Annotated in this window: 10 protein-coding genes; 8 read left to right on the top strand and 2 right to left on the bottom strand. The window is 63.2% G+C overall.

The features are described 5' to 3' along the window. Positions 1-131: 131 nt before the first annotated feature. From galE to B071_RS16430, 3 genes are all read left to right on the top strand, one after another. Complete coding sequence (gene galE / locus B071_RS0107140) at positions 132-1,130, top strand: UDP-glucose 4-epimerase GalE (protein ID WP_040587643.1); 999 nt, start codon at positions 132-134, stop codon at positions 1,128-1,130. A 299-nt stretch (positions 1,131-1,429) separates the two neighbouring features. Then, complete coding sequence (hflX, locus tag B071_RS16435) at positions 1,430-2,602, top strand: GTPase HflX (RefSeq protein ID WP_018526419.1); 1,173 nt, start codon at positions 1,430-1,432, stop codon at positions 2,600-2,602. Between the two features lie 59 nt (positions 2,603-2,661). Next, positions 2,662-3,285, top strand: coding sequence for a methylated-DNA--[protein]-cysteine S-methyltransferase (locus tag B071_RS16430; protein WP_018526418.1), 624 nt, complete (start codon positions 2,662-2,664; stop codon positions 3,283-3,285). Here the strand turns inward: B071_RS16430 and B071_RS0107125 are convergent. Beyond that, positions 3,267-4,844: a DUF5312 family protein gene (locus B071_RS0107125; protein WP_498365802.1), complete on the bottom strand. Its 1,578-nt coding sequence runs from the start codon at positions 4,842-4,844 to the stop codon at positions 3,267-3,269. The two genes, B071_RS16430 and B071_RS0107125, sit on opposite strands and share 19 nt — an antisense overlap. Positions 4,845-4,920: 76 nt before the next feature. Between B071_RS0107125 and B071_RS16425 the strand changes: the two genes are divergently transcribed. From B071_RS16425 to B071_RS0107100, 3 genes are all read left to right on the top strand, one after another. Then, the gene (locus B071_RS16425; protein ID WP_083914598.1) at positions 4,921-6,264 is read left to right on the top strand and encodes an aminotransferase class I/II-fold pyridoxal phosphate-dependent enzyme; all 1,344 of its coding nucleotides are present in this window, start codon (positions 4,921-4,923) and stop codon (positions 6,262-6,264) included. A gap of 1,413 nt (positions 6,265-7,677) precedes the next feature. Next, the gene (locus B071_RS0107110; protein WP_018526414.1) at positions 7,678-8,799 is read left to right on the top strand and encodes an ABC transporter ATP-binding protein; all 1,122 of its coding nucleotides are present in this window, start codon (positions 7,678-7,680) and stop codon (positions 8,797-8,799) included. 2,092 nt (positions 8,800-10,891) lie between these two features. Then, a complete protein-coding gene (locus B071_RS0107100) occupies positions 10,892-11,473 on the top strand; it encodes a hypothetical protein (protein ID WP_018526412.1) in 582 nt (193 codons plus the stop codon). 1,164 nt (positions 11,474-12,637) lie between these two features. Here the strand turns inward: B071_RS0107100 and B071_RS20270 are convergent. Then, a complete protein-coding gene (locus B071_RS20270; protein ID WP_438829624.1) occupies positions 12,638-13,591 on the bottom strand; it encodes an SPL family radical SAM protein in 954 nt (317 codons plus the stop codon). A gap of 1,422 nt (positions 13,592-15,013) precedes the next feature. Between B071_RS20270 and B071_RS0107080 the strand changes: the two genes are divergently transcribed. After that, a complete protein-coding gene (locus B071_RS0107080; protein ID WP_018526408.1) occupies positions 15,014-16,348 on the top strand; it encodes a homoserine dehydrogenase in 1,335 nt (444 codons plus the stop codon). Between the two features lie 33 nt (positions 16,349-16,381). Further along, positions 16,382-18,925: an alpha-glucan family phosphorylase gene (gene glgP / locus B071_RS0107075; RefSeq protein WP_026245063.1), complete on the top strand. Its 2,544-nt coding sequence runs from the start codon at positions 16,382-16,384 to the stop codon at positions 18,923-18,925. The last annotated feature ends 64 nt before the right edge of the window (positions 18,926-18,989 follow it).

The raw sequence follows: 18,989 nt of genomic DNA, 5'->3' as shown, positions 1-18,989 counted from the left end.
ACCGACGGGACAAGCCCCTTCTGCCCTACCGGGTGAGTCACCAGTATCCACAGCCTCGCCGGAACTGTCCAGCGGGACATCCAGCAGGACAGGCTTGACCGCCCCGGCAGGACAGACTAGTCTCGATACTCGTGAAGGTATTGGTAATTGGTGGTGCCGGTTATATCGGCAGCCACGTGGTGAAGGCGCTGCGCCAATCGGGCCACGCCGTTACGGTTTTTGATAATCTCTCCAGNGGCCTCCGGGAGAACCTGCAACCCGGCACAGCCTTCGTACACGGAGATATCCTCATTCCNGCCCAGATCGAGGNGGCCCTGCGCGGCCAGGACGCCGTGATCCACCTGGCAGCCTTCAAGGCGGCGGGGGAGTCCATGGAAGCCCCCGAAAAGTACGCGATCAACAATCTGAACGGCACGGTGAACATTCTCAACGCCATGACCGCCGCCGGCGTGAAGGCCCTGGTCTTCTCCTCCAGCGCCGCCGTCTACGGGGAACCGGAATACCTCCCCATCGACGAGAACCACCCCACCCGTCCGGAGAACTTCTACGGCTTCACAAAGCTCGAGATCGAACGCATCCTGGCCTGGTACGACCAGCTGAGGGGACTGCGCTTCGCGGCGCTGCGCTATTTCAACGCCGCCGGATACGATCCCGAGGGGGAGGTCTGCGGGCTGGAGCAAAGCCCTGCCAACCTTCTGCCGGTGATCATGGAAGTTGCCGCCGGGATGAGGGATGAGCTGAAAATCTTCGGCACCGACTACGAGACCCCCGACGGCACGGGCGTGCGGGACTACATCCACGTCACCGACCTGGCCGACGCACACCTGCGGGCCCTGGAGTACATCACCGNNAAAGACACCTCGATCACGGTGAATCTGGGGAGCGAATCGGGGCTGAGNGTCCGGGAGATGGTCNCCGCCGCCCGGGAGATCACCGGGCAGGCNATCCCGGCCCAGGAGGTCCCCCGCCGCCCGGGAGACCCCGCCCGCCTGGTCGCCTCGGCATCCCTGGCACAGGAGCTTCTCCGGTGGNCCCCCTCTTTCAGCGACGGCCCCACCCTGGTGCGCACAAGCTGGGAAGCCTACCGGAAGCATCTCCCCCCCGGGGCGGGCCCCCGGGCCGGTCGCTAACAGTCAGAAGTCAGCGGTGCGCCGGAGTAGCCTCAAAACCCGGGCAGTGCCTGCCGGTGGTCTCGTAGACCACCGCGCTGGGCATGCGCCGGGTCTGAACCCCGAAGAGGCGGCAGGCCCGGGGGAAGCGGGCATTCCAGGTGACGGAAAAGTGGCGGCACCGCAGGCAATTGGGGGCTCGGCCCGGGGATGAANCGCCCGATGGAAGAGCACCCGGGCGGTCCCGGTNGGATGAAAAGTGAGTTGCCACGGCCCTCACTATACCACAGGAAGGCCCCCCGCAGAGAGGACCAGAGAAGATGACACGATCACTATCGCCCGCCGACGAGGAAGCCCAGGCAAACAGAACCTACCTGGTGGGGTCCTTCACAACCGAAGAACGCTCCAGCGCCGAGGCCAGCCTCCGGGAAATGGCCCGTCTCTGCAAGACAGCNGGTCTCCTGGTGGTGGGCCAGGAACTGATCCGTCTGCGCGCNCCCAAACCGGCGCTCTATCTGGGAACGGGCCAGGCCGATCGCATCATCGCCGCCGCCGACGACGAGGACGCCCGGATCATCGTCTTCGACCAGCCCCTCACACCGGTGCAGATGAGAAACTGGAGCCGCCGGGCCCAGCGGGAGATCTACGACCGCCACGCCGTGATCCTGGAAATCTTTGCCCGCCGGGCACGGACCAGAGAGGCCCAGCTCCAGGTCGAGCTGGCCCGGGCCGAATACGCCCAGTCGCACCTGGCGGGAATGTGGCAACACCTCTCGCGCCAGGGCGGAGGAAGCCGCCTCGCCCGGGGCGAAGGGGAAAAGCAGATCGAGATGGACCGGCGCCAGCTCAAGAAACGGGTCCTCTCTGCCCGGAGAGCNCTGGACAAGGTAGGCCGCCAGCGGGCACTCCGACGGGANCGCCGCGAGAAGGTGCGGCGGGTTGCCCTGGTGGGCTACACCAACGCAGGAAAATCCACCCTCCTCAACGCCCTGGCCAACGCCCGGGTGCGGAGCGCCGATCAGCTCTTTGCCACACTGGACCCCGTCACCCGGCGCCTCACGGCGGGACCGGACCAGACGGTACTCCTCACAGACACGGTGGGGTTCATCAGGAATCTGCCCCCGGAGCTGATCAACGCCTTTCATTCGACCCTGGAAGAGGCCCTGGAAGCGGACCTGCTACTCCTGGTGGTAGACGCGGCGGACCCCGAAGCCCCCTTGCAGATCAGAACNACCCTGGAGATTCTGCACAAACTGGGCGCGCACCAGGTACCGCGACTGATCATCCTGAACAAGACCGACACCTGCCCCGACACAGACCAGGCAGAACTTCTCCTCCAGCCCTCGCTCCACCGGGACGACCAGATCCTCCGGGTCTCGGCTCTCACGGGAGCAGGCATCGAGGAACTGCGACACCGGATTCTTCCCCCTGCCCCGGAGCCGGTCCCGGAGNAAATCCCTGAGCCCGGGCCGGAGCACCAGCCTCGGGCATAACCGTCGGGAGACCGCCGCAGCAGTTGCCCNCGACACCCGGCAGTGATAGGATTGGAACCATGCAGACCCGTAGAACCCTGTGGTATACCCACCGCTACCGGTCTCCGGCGGGCGATCTCTTTCTTGCCGTGGACCGGCAGGGCGTTGTCCACCGCGTCAGCTACCGGGACTTTCGCCCGCACCTTGCCGAACATTCCCGTTCGCAACATTCCAGCTCACAACACTCCTGGCCCCCACATTCCTGGGAAGAGAACAAATACGCCTGCGGTGAGGTAGAATACCAGCTGGAAGAATACTTCGCGGGCAAACGGGACCGTTTTTCCCTGACCCTCCACATGGAGGGAACGGAGTTCCAGCAGGCGGTCTGGCAGGCCATGCAGAAACTCGCCTACGGGAGCACCATCACCTACGGGGAACTGGCCCTGAAGATCGGCCGCCGCGACGCGGCCCGGGCCGTGGGAAACGCCGTGGGCCGCAACCCCATCGCCGTCATCGTCCCCTGCCACCGGGTTGTACCTGCCTCGGGGGGAACGGGAAACTACGCGACCCGCTCCGTCCCGGCCCGGGAGGGGCGCCGCGCAAAACAACATCTCATCAGGCTGGAGCAGAAGGGAACACCCCCGGGAGAACACGGAACAATCGCCCCCCGCCAGGGAGCAGGATCTCAGGATTTCGCGGTATAGACCTGCAACAACTGCACCAGGTAGTAGAGCTGGCGATAGAGCGCCGACATCTGCTCCCGCAGATCTTCCTCGATGGCAGCATCCAGCTCCTTCCAGTTGATGATCATGGCGGGCTCCTTGCGCTCCACGTCCTCCACCAGGGCCTTCAGGTTCTTGCCGATAACGATCAGATTCTGGGCCGCCTCGGCCACCAGCCGCTCGGCCTCCTGGTTGATTGTCTTCACCAGCTCCTTGAGCTGCTTCTGCGTACCCGGGTCCCGCTCTACCACCCGCCCGGCGGCGCGGCGCAAACGCTGACCCAGCTCGCCCTCATCGGCCAGACTGTCGTCGAGCTTGATAATCTGCTCCGACACGGCGAGAACCCCGTGGTACGCATCGGAGACCTGCTGGGCCTGAACGCTGGTGACCCACTTCCCCCGNACAATGAGCAGATCCTGCACGATCTCGCGCATATCTTTCTTGAAATAATCCAGGAGGTACGCCTTCAGGTAATTCAGGGAATCGGTATGCAGAAACCCCTCGACATCGCTCTTCTGGAAGACCACATTCGCCTTGGCGGTGTAGTTTTTGGTACGTGCCACCACGGTAGTTCCAAAGACCTGATGAACGAGCTTCTCGATCCGGTTGTTCCGGCGTTCCTTCACGAGTTTCTGGAGAATTCCCTCCACGTTGGTTTTGAGCTCGTTCAGGTAGGGCTCCACAATCCTGGCGTTGTACACAGCCGGCTTGGCTATCCACTCGGGATCCTCCGCCGCGTGCTGCACGATTCGCTCCAGGATCCGCGATTCCGAGACCTGGCGCAACGCCTTTACCACCTTCTGCCAGGCATCGCGGTCCACCACCTCCACACCGCGATACGTGGAGAGCAGATCAAAAATCCGCTGCCAGTCCGTCTCCAGGGGAAGACCGTAGAGGAACTCCTGAAAGTCCCGCAGATCATCCACCACGTACTCGGCGTCGATCGAATCGAACTTGGGCTTGTAGGTGAAGGAATCCTCGCTGATGGCAGAATCGAACTTGCGGAGGGTAAAATAGTAGTCAAAATTACAAAACTGAACGAAGGCCCGCAGCTCGTTGTAGGTGGTATTAATCTCCTTCACCCGGTTGGCATCGAAGGCCCCCACGAAGTTGATCAGGGTATCCCGCACCTCCTCGGCCAGGTCCTTGACCTCCCGCGTCTTGGCCCGTTCCCGGAGCGCCCGCTCCTCCATCTGCTCCTTCAGCTCGTATTGCTGATCGGTCATGCGGGATTCGATCACCANGAGTTTCAGCGCCCCCGAGGTGTCCGAGGGCTGCACCAGCTTCCGCACGGCGTAGACGGCCCGATAGGTATCGTAGAGCAGCCTCGCCAGAGGCGCCTCCACCTGGGATCCGCGAGGTTTGTAGAACTTGAACCGATCCTTGGAAAGGCTCTTGCCGATCGCCTTGAGCGCCCGCTTCCGGTCCCGCTCGGGATCGCCAAAGCCGAGAAATATCCCCAGAATCCGTTCCAGGACACCCTTGGCTCCGGCATCCTTTCCCGCCTCGTCCCGAGATAGTTCTGTTCCCCTGCCCTGCACTCCGTCTTTTGCCACGAGCAAACCTTACGCGATACCGACCTTTACCGTCAATTATGATATCGTCTATAGTGCGCCCATGAATAGCCTTGCTGAGGATCTCAACGCACGCCTGGAAGGGTCGGTGGCGATGCGGCTTCTTTCCGACCTGGGTAAGCGGATGTTCTTTCCAAAGGGGATCGTGGCGCAGAGCGCCGAGGCCCGCGAACGGGGCGTGCGTTTTGATGCCACCGTGGGAATGGCCTACGAAAAGGGCGAACCCATGACACTCCCCATGATCAGAGATCTCACCCACCCCCTCTCGACCCGCGAAGCCGTCCCCTATTCTCCCACAGCGGGCGTACCGGAGCTCCGCACAATCTGGCGGGATCTTCTTGCCCAAAAAAACCCCCTGCTCCGTGGCGTCGCCACGACCCTTCCTGTGGTCGTCCCCGGCCTCACGGCGGGGATCTCCCTCGTGGCCGATCTGTTTGTGGATCCCGGCGATGTGGTGCTCATTCCCGACCTTTTCTGGGGAAACTACCGCATCATCTTCGAGGAACGCCGCCAGTGCCGTCTCCGGGAATTTTCCTTCTTCAACCAGGACTACCGCTTCAACAGGAAAGCCTTCGCCGACGGGGCCCGGGCCGCTGCGGGAAGCGGCAAGCTCGTGGTGCTTCTGAACTTTCCCAACAACCCTGCGGGCTTCACGCCCTCCCGGGAAGACGTGGCCTTCATCAGGCAGACCCTGCTGAACCTGGCCGAGTCGGTACCGGTCCTCCTCGTGGCCGATGACGCCTACTTCGGTCTCGTCTACGACAAGGAGGCCTACCCCCACTCCATCTTCGGGGAGTTTGCCCAGGCGCACCCCAACCTGCTGGCGATCAAGATCGACGGCTCCTCCAAGGAGGACTTTGCCTGGGGCTTCCGGGTGGGGTTCATGACCTGCGCCTTCCAGGGGATTACCCCCGATCAGGCCGAGGCGCTGGAGAAAAAGATAGCCGGTCTGGTGCGGGGCACCGTGAGCAGCTCCTCTACCCCGGCCCAGTCCGTGCTGATACGCCTCCTGAAGAGCGAGACCTACCAGGCCCAGAAAGCGGTTGCCCGGGATATTCTCCAGGCTCGGTACGAGACCCTCCATACCATCCTCCAGGCCCAGGAAGCGCAGCAGCGGGCACCCATGCTCAAGCCCCTGCCCTGTAACTCGGGCTACTTCATGAGCTTCTACTGCACACCCCATAACGCCGAGGAGCTCCGTCTGGCCCTCCTCGACGCCGGAGTGGGGGTAATTTCCGTGGGGAAGAGCTATCTCCGCGTGGCCTTCGCCGGGATCGACCGGGAAGATTTGCCGGAACTCTACGAGACGATCTTCTCCGTGGCCGAGGCGCTGGGAACACCACCCTGCCCCCAGACCCACCCCGTACAGGAGTCGATCGAGGCATGACCCGCGCCCCCGGCCGGAGCACCCGACAGCGGCACCCCCTCCCGACGGGTCGCCGCTCCACCCCGCCGGGGGCGGGCCCCAGGCCGGGCCGGGGCCCTGTCCCGGGCGTGAGCCCTGTCCTGGGCCAGGGCCTCGCCCTGGGGATGATCCTGGGTCTCACCCTGACCATGAGTCTGACCCTGGGAGCGTGCAGCAGCCCGAAAGAGCCACTGACCCTCTGGAGCAACCACACCGATGCAGCCCTCCTGGCAGAACTTTACCGGCACGAGACGGGCCAGCCCCTGCGCTTCCGCTACGTGAAAAACCTCACCGAAGCACTCACCCACCAGCGGGTAGACGCCGACGTAGTAATCGGCCAGTGGGTGAACAATCCCCCGGCCCGGGCTGTCATGAGACCCGACAACGACCAGTCGCCCTGGACACCCCTGGCCTTCAACCTGGGAGCGGTGGTCTTCGACCGCTCCCGTGCCAGGATAACCGAACCCTTCGCCCTCACCCCCCGGGAGACAGCAACCGCCCTGCACCCCGGTCCGGGCAGGGACCGCCAGACCCCACCCCTGAAGTTCGTCCCCACCTCGGACCCCCGCTTTCTCTACGAGATGGCCCGCATCGAGGGAATGATCCCCGAGCCCCACCCCTCGGGAGGCCCCCGGTGGCAGGCAGACCCCTTCGACACGGCCTTTTCTGCCATCCGGGAGTTCCAGGGGAAGTGGAGCGCTTCGCCCCGGGAGGAACAGGCCTACCGGGCCCGCTTCCTCTACGAACCCTGGTACCGGCAGCTCGAGGATAACCGTGTCCTGGCGGTATACCTTCCCTCCACGGAACTCTTTGACTGGAGCTTCTTTTCCAGCGANTCCTGGGATTTCCGCTGGCTTCGCCGCGAGGATGGATCAATCCCCGTTCTGGAAGATCTGGTCTACGGCGGTATCACGGCGCATACACCACGGGAGGCCCGGGCCCGGGCCTTCCTGGAATGGGTTCGATCGGAGGAGACCCAAAAAAGCCTGATCGAATACAAGATAGACCAGCGGGTCGATACCTTCGGNTTCTTCGGCGGATTTTCCACCCTGACCAGGGTNAACCTCTGGATGACCAGAACCTTCTACCCCGACCTGGCAGGGCGGGTCCCCGAGCCGGAGACCCTTCATTTTCCCGGGCCGCGCCCCCGCTATTGGGACGAAGCTCGGCAAGCCCTGGTCCTCCCCTTTCTGCTGCGCGAGGCAGACCGCGAAACCGACCAGCCCCCCCCCAACGGGACCACCCCGGGTGAGCGCCTGGGCGATCTCCTGCGNCGCTGGTACGACCAGCGTGGTGATTAGGACGTTTTTTTCTCCAAAACCGACCATCGGGATTTGACAGTTCACCGATCTCCGCCTAAACTGACCTCCAATAAAATATTTTTGGAGGTGCCCTATGGCAACGGTTCAACTGAAGAACATCAACAAGGTCTACGACAACGGATTCCACGCGGTAAAAGACGCAAACATCAACATCCAGGATCGGGAGTTTGTAGTTCTGGTCGGTCCCTCGGGGTGTGGAAAAACGACGACCCTCCGCATGGTCGCCGGTCTCGAGGACATCAGCTCCGGTGATCTCACCATCGACGACAAGCGGGTCAACGACGTCCCCCCCAAGGATCGGGATATCGCCATGGTTTTCCAGAACTACGCGCTCTATCCTCACATGACCGTCCACGACAACATGGCCTTTGGCCTGAAGATCCGCAAATTCGACAAGGCCGACATCCAGGCCCGGGTCAACGAGGCCGCGCGCATTCTGGATATCGAGGCACTCCTGGACCGCAAGCCCAAGCAGCTCTCGGGTGGCCAGCGCCAGCGTGTCGCCGTGGGTCGCGCCATCGTGCGTCATCCCAAGGTCTTCCTCTTTGACGAACCCCTCTCCAACCTGGACGCAAAACTCCGGGTCCAGATGCGGGCCGAGATCTCCAGCCTCCACACCCGGCTCAACGCCACCATGATCTACGTGACCCACGACCAGGTCGAGGCCATGACCATGGGTGACAAGATCGTCGTCATGAAGGACGGGGTGATCATGCAGATCGGCGATCCCCTGACGCTCTACAACTACCCCACAAACCGNTTTGTGGCAGGTTTCATCGGTTCCCCGGCCATGAACTTTCTCACCATGAAGGTGACCGAGGAAAACGGCACGATCTACGGTGACGAGGGNAACTTCAAGATCGAACTCACCGGCAAGGTTGCCCAGGTANNCAAGGAGAAGGTCGGCAAGGAGATCATCTTCGGCATTCGCCCCGAGGACATGGTGTATGCCGCCGAGAATGCACCCGAAAACACCACCATAAGCGCCTCTGTCGAGGTGGTTGAGCCGCTGGGAGCGGAGATCCACATCTACGTGAACACCGGCAGCAACCAGCTGGTGGTGCGTGTTCCACCCTCCCATATGGTGCAGGTGGGCGACGCCATCAAGCTCACCCCCAACATGGATAAGGTCGTGGTCTTCGATATCGAGACCGAGGAGGCCCTCAACGTCGATATCGACCCCTACCAGCAGTAAGATACCAGCAGTAAGAACGATTCCCTGCGGCGGCTGGCCGCTGCGGGGAGTCCCCGGAACGCTTTTCCGGAACAGACCGGTCTTCCCCACGGGGCAGACCGGTTTTTTTGATTGCCTAGAACCCCCTTCCTGTCATATCATGGACAGTACTTATGACACCCCTGCCCTACGATCAAACAGAGACCCTCGTTCAGTCACTCAAATCGATAGAGAAGGACACGGAGAAGATCTTCCTGGGACTCTCCCGCGCACTGCCCGCGCTGGTCCAGGAGATGCAGCAGAGCCTGACCCGCTCGGATGAAGCGATCCGCACCATGGCGGATACCCGGGAGAACACTCCCGGAGGGAGCGCCGGGTCCGGAACGCTCCTGGCCGAGACCAATCAGGCCGTGCAGGAGTGGGAATCGCGCTTCCAGGCGCTCTCGGAACGGGAAACAGCGCTCTTTGATCAATTGCGGTCCGCCGTGGCCAGCCTGGAGACGATCTCCTCCTCCATCGACCAGATCAAACTCGACAGCGAGGATATGGAAATCGTCTCCCTGAACGCCATGACGGTGGCCCTCAAGGCAGGGAACGCCGGACGGGCCTTCAGTTACATTACAGAGGAGCTCAAGCGGCTCTCCAACAAGACGATCGCCCTGAGCGACACCGTNTCCAGGGCCGGAAAGGATCTCATCACCAGTTTCTCCGGTTTCGAGAGCGAGCTCGAAGAGACCCGGTCGCTACAGGAGTCCTTCTTCGTCTCCTTCCAGACCCGCATGACCCGAAGCTTCGAGGAGTTCGAACGGGCCGTGGAGAGCCTCATCGGAGGCTCCCGGGAACTGAGAGAAAAATCGAGGGAGCTTCAGCAGCCCATCAACCGAATGATGGAGGCGATCCAGCTCCAGGATCTGATCCGCCAGTCGATCGATCACATCATCATGGCCCTGGAGGTGATCAAGCCCGAGGAGAAGCTGGAGAACCGCTCGGAGCTGCTGGATGAACTGGCCTTCCTGAGGCAGATTCCCCCCCTGGCGGAATCCCTGATCGAGGACGTGGCCCGCCAGATCGACGAGAGCCTGGAAACCTTCACCACCCTCACCGACGACGCCGGCGAACGGCTGGAACAGCTGGACCGGGAGCGGAGGGATTTTGTAAAAGGAACGGTGGTCCTGGCCAACCAGGAAGAAATCACCTTCGATGCCCTGATGACAGAGATCTCGGGCATACTGGAAGAGCTGGTGAAGGACCTCAATACCAACCTTCGCCGGAAGGCAAACCTCCTCTCCCAGTCCGAGATGATCACGGGCAACGTGGAGGATTTGCAGAACACCTTCCGCACNTTCCATACCCTGGTGAACCGTTTCCGCAGCATCGACATCGCCGCCCGGATCGAGGTGGCGAAGCAGAGCGTACTCCGCNCCATGGGCACCAGCACAGAGCACATGACAAAACTCACCCAGAAGATCGGCTCCGATGTGGAAAGCTCCCTGAACGTAACCCAGGAGTTCATCGAGACTACGGCCAGGGTGATGGAGAACTACCGGACCCTCTACCAGGAGGANACGAACTTTGCCGATACCTTCCAGTCCGACATGAAGCAGCACTACCGTCATCTCGAGTCCAGTCGCGAACAGGTCAACCGGATCATCTCGGGCTTCTCCCTCTTCACGGAACGCTTCTTCGCCGTCTTCAACCAGAGTCGGGAGAACGGGAAAAAACTGAGGCATACCAGTGGCGAGATGCGAGCCCTCAAGGATCAGATGGCCGCCATGCGCCACAGTATCGAGAGTCGCTACCGGGAGGCNCTGAAGGAGGAAAACCTCGAGACCTGGACGATCGAGGACACACGGCTGCGCGAGATAATCGAGCGGTTCACCATCTTCACCCACAAGCAGCAGGCGGGAGAGATCGCGGGCTTCGCCGTCGAGGAGGGCGTTGCCGCCGGTGATGTCACACTCTTCTGAGCCGCTACCCCGGCGGGCGCGGCAGACTGTCCGGTGCTGTCCGGCACCTGACGGCACCCGGCATCGGGAACACCAAAATCCGTGGCGTCTAATCTGGCGGGATGTGATCTGGCGGGATGTGAAAAACGACGAAGTGAAAAAAGACGATGTACACCCATTTTGACCAGCGTTTCGGATATACCACCTCGACGATCCACCCGGGCGAGTATTACTCGACCAGCGACGACATCATAATCGCTACGATTCTCGGTAGCTGCATCGCCGTGGCCTTCTACGACCCCGTAAAGCGTCAGGGCGGGATGAACCATTTCATGCTCCCCGGCGAGCTCCACAGCTCCGACTACTACCGCGAGTCCTCGGGCCGCTACGGCATGTTCGCCATGGAACTGATCATCAACGACCTCATCAAAAAGGGATCNCGCCGGGAGAATCTGGTTGCCAAGGTTTTCGGGGGGGGCCACGTCCTCCACAACACCAGCAGCGGAAGGATTCCCGAGAGTAACATAAAATTCGCCCTGGATTTTCTTGAGACCGAGAAGATCCCCGTTGTGAGCAAAGACGTGGGCGGCTACGAAGCCAGAAAGGTCCTCTTTTTTGCCCGCACATCGCGGGTGCTCCTGAAACGGTTCAAGGGACAGCTGATCAAGCCCGTGGAACGGGAAGAATCGGCCTATCTGGCGCGGATCAAGAAAAAGAAAGACGACCAGTCCAAAGCCACCTTCTTTTGATCCGGCCATGAACCGCTAATCCGGCCCTGAAATCCTCACCCGGCTCCGGGCCCCTGACCGTGAATCCCGACCCGTCCCCGGGCCCTCCCCGGGGAAACCGCCGCCGATCCTAGGGAGCGGGCCTGAAGGAGAAAGCCTTGAGAAGCCGCAGCGCCTCTCCCAGGGAGCGCAGGGCCTCGTCGGGGTGGGGAATGCCGGCAAACCCCCGGGCCTCGGCGCGGGCATAGCGGGGGCCGAAATCNCAGACCGCCTCCCAGAGCGCCACCAGACGGTCACCCGTGAGCGGCCCCCGGTACAAGCTCANCACAGCCTCCTCCAGAAGCGTTTCCAGGGCCTCCCGGGACCGGGCGAAGGCCTCCGCCTCGGGGCCATCCTGGCTGGAGCGTCCCGGCAGATCCAGGGTCCGTTCGTGGCCACTCCCCAGAACAGCCAGAAGCTCTTCCCCCCGGCGAAGCTCGAACCGTCCCGTGATCACCTTCATCCTGAGCTGCTCTCCCGGGGAAGCTCCCCCGCCCGGCGGGGTGCGGCGCTGGACCTCCACCCGTCCCCGGCCGGAGAGGATGAGATCGCCCAGCGAGAGAAGAAGATCTCCNCCCCGGTCGTCGATCCACTCCAGGGAGCCCTGGAGCAGTTCGAACCGGGACTCCGAGACGGCGATCACCATCGAAGCCGGAGCGACCTCGAAGAGCCCCGCGTAGTCCGGCAGGCGGCGTATCTCCAGGGGCCGTTCCACGGAGACNACCAGATCGTAGGGTTTCAGCGAGAAGGCCCGGCCCTGCCGGGGAAGCTCCAGCACCCCCGGTCTCAGGAGCGTCCCCGCCTGGCCGTACCGGACCACCCGCACCGTCTCGCCCCGGAGCGCCCCCTCCTGAAGCTCTCGCACAAAGAGATCCAGGGTCGCTTCCCGGGCTGGCACCCCGGGGGCCCGAAAGGGCGGCGGTGCGGGTGCACCTGCATCTGCCCACAGCGCCCCGGCGCCGGCCAAAAGGGACCAGGCCGGAAGGAAACAGGCCAGAATTACCCACCGGACCGACCGTGGCGAGATCCCTCTGCGGGATCCTGGTGGTGCTGCGATTCTCTCTGTCATGAACGCCTCCTGTTGCCGCGCTGCTCCCGGCACTGTACCGGCATGACCACTGGCCGTNCTACCCGGCCCTGTNNCGCTTACCGCCTCTCGGGGCCCCGCTCTGTCCCGTGACACCCTTCTNCCCCGCACCCCCGGCTGAACCCCTCCAGGGGCCGCATGATCGGTTTCAGCGGGGCCGTCCTCTTTTCGAGAAAATCCCGCCAGAGGGTGCTGCTTTCCATNCAAAGATACACCGCTGCCCCGGGCAGGACCCGCCGAAGCTCGTCCCGCATGAACCGGTAGATTCCCGCGCGCAGCGGCTGNAGATACCGCATCTTCCCGTCACGGCACTGGACAAACTCCTCCAGGGCGTAGGGGCGCTCTTCTATGGCCCCCCGCAGCGGCAGGGGATANCTGAGCGTTCCCAGGCTGACCCACTCTACGGGGGCGTCGGAGAACTCGCCCAGAAGGTGCACCACCTCACCGTAGCTCTGGCGCCACCCGGGATGGTGGATGATCGGATCAAAATGAAAGGCCAGGCGGTACCCCTTTTCCAGGGCCAGCCGGGCGGCAGCGAGACGCTCCTCCAGGGTCGCCGCCCACCCCTCTTCCCGNGCCACGATCCCGGGAGGGTTCAGGGAAAACCCCACCACCAGGGACGACCCCCGAGGAACCTCGGGCAGATGCGCCACATAGTCGGTTTTGGTCTTCAACTCGAACCGGAGATTGGGAATATCGGCCAGGCCCTCCACAAAGGGACGCGACAGATCAAAGAGAGGGTCGTAGAGCAGGCTGTCGCCTACCTCACCGGTGCCTGCACGAATCGTGTGGCCGGGCATTTCCCGGGCAAGACGACGGAGGTGATCGATCCGGGACTGGTGAGGCAGAAGCACCTCGAGCGTCCTGTTGCGGAGATAACTCTGCATGATGCAATAGGTACACCCCAGGGTGCACCCCACGTAGATGTTCTGGGTGAGATAATTGCAGCACCGGTGCCCCTGCGTTCCCGGGCAGGGGCCAAAGTCGGCGGAGCTCCCGGGGCGCACCACCATCGTCTCGGCCCGGGCCAGTTCGGGGGGAAGGGAATCGCGGGAACTCCCGGCGACCTCGCTCCAGGAACGCGAGACCAGGGGGANGTTCTGTCGGGCGATACGCTCCTCGACCCGGTCCCGCAGACGGGATCCCTCCTCCCCGGGGAGATCAGGGTGCCAGAGAATCGTCGAGAGGGTCTTGGAATAGTAGTTCCAGCAATCCATCCAGGTCCTGCTCCATCTTCTGTACCGCACCCAGGCGGCGTCGTAATTCTTCCACCGATCCTGCCTCGAAGGAGATACGGTACCGCGATCCCTCAAACCGGGNTGGCGGCTCCAGGCGGACACCGCTTCCCCGCAGAGTTCCTTCCTGCACGGCCCGGACAGCCGCCTCGAGACGGCGCAGCCGGGGGTAGCGGTGGTTCATCACCTCNCTGAANGCCTCTTCGGCCAGGGCCGGAGAGCTCTCCCCGNCGNACCCGCCGGACCCCTTCCCGGAAGGCTGTCCGGGGAGCNCCCCCGGAGAATCCCCCCACAGGCGCTCCAGAAGCGCTCCCACCGGAGCATCCCCTCCGGCCCGGCACAACTCCTCGGCCGCAACCAGAAACTGGCGCCTGCGGCTGAAGGAGAGGGNCTCCGAGAGCTTCAGCAGGGGCCCCAGAAGCNTCTCGGGCAACCCCGCTGCGCGTCCGGCCGTGCGCAGATCCAGGAGGTTCGCATTCAGNGCCCCCTGCAGGACAGGGGGAAGTTCCCGATACCGCGAGACCAGAGGGCCCGCAGGTCGGGAAGGATCTACCAGATCGTCGGGGTCCCCGGCACCGATCTCCCGGGCCACGCCGTANATCCGGTCCATCTCCCGCCAGCTGTAGCTACCGGCCCGGCCCTCCCGGACCAGGGCAGCCCGGAGGAGCGCCGGTTCTCCCGCCCCGATATCCACCAGCACCGCCGGAAGCCGAACCCCCGGGGCGACCCCCTCCAGCATGCGATGCCCCCAGACCAGAAGGAGCGGATTCTCCCGCACGAAATCACCCCCGGTGCGATCCCCGCCGNCCCCCCCGGGAGCGCTCACCCCGGGGCATTCATCAAGGGTGCCGGGNGAAGCTCCTGCAGGGCCTTCCCCCGCACAGCCATGGCGGAGGAAGCGCTCCAGATCCCGCCCTGGCACNCCCCCCTGCAGCGATTCGGGCGCCAGGGCNATCACCAGAGGAAANAGTCGGGAGCGCTCCCCCCGGGCCATCCCGCCGGGCTCCCCCTCGCTCCCGGGGGAATCAAAAAGATCAAACCGGGGGTTTTCCCCGGCGATCTGCCGGGCGGCATCGGCCGAGACCAGGGTCATTCCAATCGGTTCCGGTATCTGCAATTGCGCGGTCCGTGATTTCGCCATACTCGGAAAGAGCATAGCAGGGAGCATCCTCGTTGACAACGACAGGAACAGTCCGTACCATGCGGCCCATGAGTGCCAGAAAGCGTATTCGCGTTGCCCTTGTGGGGTGTGGAACCGTCGGAGGGGCAACGGCCCGCATCCTNATACAGGACAAGGAACTGCTCCTGCGTCGCAGCGGCGTGGAGATCGAGGTAGCTGCCCTGGTAGACAAGTCCTTCGATCACGCCCGCAGTCTGGGCCTCCCGGAGGAACTCTTCTGTTCCGGGATCGAACCGGTCCTGGCCGACCCCTCCCTGGACGCCGTGATCGAGCTGGCCGGGGGAGTTGAGTTTCCCCGAACCCTGATCATGCGTGCCCTGGACGCGGGCAAGCACGTCATCACGGCCAACAAGGCGCTCCTGGCCCTTCACGGCCCGGAACTCTTTGCCAGGGCCCGNCAGCAGGGGCTCACCATCGGGTTCGAGGCGAGCTGCGCCGGGGGTATCCCCGTTATCCGGGCCATAACCGATGGCCTTCTGGCCAACGAGATCGACGCCGTCTACGGTATTCTCAACGGCACCAGCAACTACATTCTCACCGAGATGATCCACAAGGGCAGTTCCTACGCCGATGCCCTGGAGCAGGCCCAGGAAATCGGCCTGGCCGAAGCAGACCCCAGCCTGGACGTCCAGGGCGGGGACACGGCCCACAAGATCGCCATCATGAGCTCCCTGGCCTTCGGAATATCTCCCGATTTTGCGGGCATCCCCGTCTCGGGGATCGANGACCTGGACGAGCAGGACGTCCTCACCGGCAGGGATCTGGGCTACGTGGTGAAGCTCCTGGCCGTGGCGCACCGCCACCCCCAGGGCGTGGCCATGTGGGTCGGTCCGGCCTTCATCTCCCGGGAACACCCCCTGGCCTGGGTCGAGGGCCCCTTTAACGCCGTGAGTATCTACGGCCACGCCGTGGGCCACACCCTCTTCTACGGACGCGGTGCCGGGGGTGACCCCACGGCGAGCGCCGTGATCTCGGACGTCCTGGGCCTCGCCCTGGGAATCACCCCCACCATCTTTGCCCACACCGGCTTCTGGCCCGACCGGAACGGCGGAGCCACCCAGCTGCCTGCGGGGAGCGAGGAACTCCGGTTCTACCTGCGCATCATGGCCGAGGACAAACCGGGCGTGCTGGCAGCGATCAGCACGATCCTGGCCAGGGAGCAGATCAGCATCGCCAGTCTNCACCAGAACGAGCAGGCCCGCGGGCAGGAGCTGATCCCCGTGGTGATCACCACCCACACCTGCACCCGACAGGCCCTGGACCGGGCCGTGCAGGAGATCAACGCCCTGGAAATAACGGGCAAGGAGGTGGTCCTTCTGCCCATTGTTGACGAACATCCCGAGAAAATCAGTTGACATAACGGGGGCACATCCATACCGTTTACTGGTATGAAATACCAAGAATTTAGCGTGAGCCCCCAGATTCCCAAGGATCTCAAGCCACTGGAAGAGATCGCCCACGATCTGTGGCTGAGCTGGAACCACGATGCGCTCAACCTTTTTATCAGGCTGGATTTTGATGCCTGGGTAAAAAGCGGCCAGAACCCCGTCCGGATGCTGGGGCTGGTAAGCCAGGAACGCTACGAGGCCCTCTCCCGGGACGATTCCTACCTGGCGGCCCTGCGGGCCGTGGTGGACCGGTTCCGGCGGTACAAGTCCGGCAAGGATACCTGGTACCGGGGTTCCCGTAAAAATACCATCGCCTACTTTTCCATGGAATACGGCCTCGATGTGAGTCTCCCCATCTATTCGGGAGGGTTGGGAATCCTCTCGGGGGACCACATGAAGAGCGCCAGCGACCTGGGCCTTCCCCTGGTCGGGGTAGGCCTCCTCTANCAGCAGGGCTACTTTCAGCAGTACCTCAACGCCGACGGGTTCCAGCAGGAGAGCTATCCCGAGAACGACTGGTACAACATGCCCGTCCGGAAGGTCACCGACAAGGACGGCGCCGANGTAACGGTCACCGTCCAGTTTCCCGCCTCCCTGGTGACGGCCTGCATCTGGGAAGCCCGGATCGGCAGAACCAGCCTCTACCTCCTCGATGCCAACGTGGAACAGAACACGCCCGAAGACCGGCGCATCACGGCATCGCTCTACGGAGGGGACCGGGAGACGCGGATCAAGCAGGAAATTCTCCTGGGAATCGGCGGAATCCGGGCGCTCCGGGCCCTGGGAATCAACCCCGCCGTAACCCACATGAACGAGGGACACTCGGCGTTCCTGGGACTCGAGCGAATCCGCGAGTACGTCCAGCACCAGGGAATGAGCCGCCACGAAGCCATGCAGGCGCTCTGGCCAACCAACATCTTTACCACCCACACCCCCGTGCCCGCCGGCAACGAGCGGTTCGGCATCGACATGATGCACAAGTACTTCCACGCGATCACCGATGGAACGGGGTTTTCCTGGGAAGAGTTCATCGCCCTGGGCAGGGAGAACCCCGCCGACACCCAGGAGCCCTTCTGCATGACCGTCCTGGCGATCCGTCTCAGCGCCTACAACAACGGCGTGAGCAAACTCCACGGCGAGGTCTCGCGACAGATGTGGCAGCAGATCTGGCAGGACCTCCCCCGGGAGGAGATCCCCATCGGTCATGTCACCAACGGTGTTCACACCCGGAGCTTTCTGAGCCCCGAGATGAAGGAACTTCTGGACCGCTACTTCGGCCCCCGCTTCGACGATGACCCCACGCATCTGGATATCTGGAAACGCATGGACCGTATCTCCGACGAGGAACTCTGGCGAACCCACGAGATCAGAAAGAACAAGCTCGTGGCTTTCGCGCGAAAGCGCCTGCGNCAGCANCTNCTGCGGCGCGGGGCAAGCCAGGTCCAGCAGGCCTTTGCCGAGGAGGTCCTCTCGCCCTACACCCTGACCATCAGCTTTGCCCGCCGCTTTGCCACCTACAAGCGCGCCACCCTGCTCTTCCGGGACCCCGAGCGGCTCAAGCGGCTCCTGACCAACCCGGACCGCCCCGTGCAGCTTATCTTCGCGGGCAAGGCCCATCCCCACGATATCCCCGGCAAGAACCTCATCAAGGATATCGTCCACTACGCCAGCGATCCCGAGATACGGAGCAAGATCGTCTTCCTCGAGAACTACGATCTGGAGATCGCCAAGCATCTGGTCACGGGCAGTGATATCTGGCTCAACACACCCCGGAGGCCCCTGGAGGCCAGCGGAACCAGCGGCATGAAGGCCGCCATCAACGGGGTCCAGAACTTCTCCGTCCTCGACGGCTGGTGGGACGAGGGATACAACACCGAGCTGGGCTACGCCATCGGAGCGGGCGAAGAATACGCCGACGAGGAACTCCAGGACGAGATAGANAGCAAACTCCTCTACGACATCCTGGAACGGGAGATCATTCCGGCCTACTACGACCGGAGTCTGGACGGTCTGCCCCGGGAGTGGATCCACCGCATGAAGGAGTCCATGAGCAAACTGGGAGGTCAGTTTTCTACAAGCCGGATGCTCCTGCAGTACGCCGAGAAGTTCTACCTCCCCGCCCTGAAGAACTACGANAGGATAAAGCGCGACGACTTTGCCCAGCCCCGGGACCTGGCAGCCTACCTGCAGACCCTCCAGTCCCAGTGGGAGACGATCTCCATCAGCACCCTCAACGATGAGCTCAGCCGGAGCCTGAAGGTGGGCGATTCCTTCTCCGTGACCTGCTCTGTTCAGCTGGGAGAGATCGCCCCCGATCAGGTGGAGGTACAGCTCTACACGGGCCGGATTACCGCCCAGGGTGATCTGGAGGAGCCCGAGGTCGTGGCGATGAAAGTCCACAACTCCGAAGGGACCCTTCATACCTACCGGGGAAAGGTTCGGTGCAAGCTGGCGGGTCGTCAGGGCTACGCGATCAGGGTGATGCCCAACCACCCCGATCTGGTACACCCCTACGTCCCGGGGCTCATCGCCTGGAACGAGTGATCCCCCAACCCTCCGCCGGGGACCGGCCCGGACAGGAACGCCTGGAGCGCCTTCGGGCNCGCCG

This window comes from Alkalispirochaeta alkalica DSM 8900, from assembly GCF_000373545.1.
GTDB lineage: Bacteria > Spirochaetota > Spirochaetia > DSM-27196 > Alkalispirochaetaceae > Alkalispirochaeta > Alkalispirochaeta alkalica.
The sequence above is the reverse complement of the archived record's forward strand: the minus strand, read 5'-3'. Positions and strand labels throughout refer to the sequence as shown.

Coding starts and splice junctions, on each gene's coding strand:
- B071_RS16430 (WP_018526418.1), top strand. CDS start 2,662: ATGCAGACCCGTAGAACCCTGTGGTATACCCACCGCTACCGGTCTCCG.
- B071_RS16425 (WP_083914598.1), top strand. CDS start 4,921: ATGAATAGCCTTGCTGAGGATCTCAACGCACGCCTGGAAGGGTCGGTG.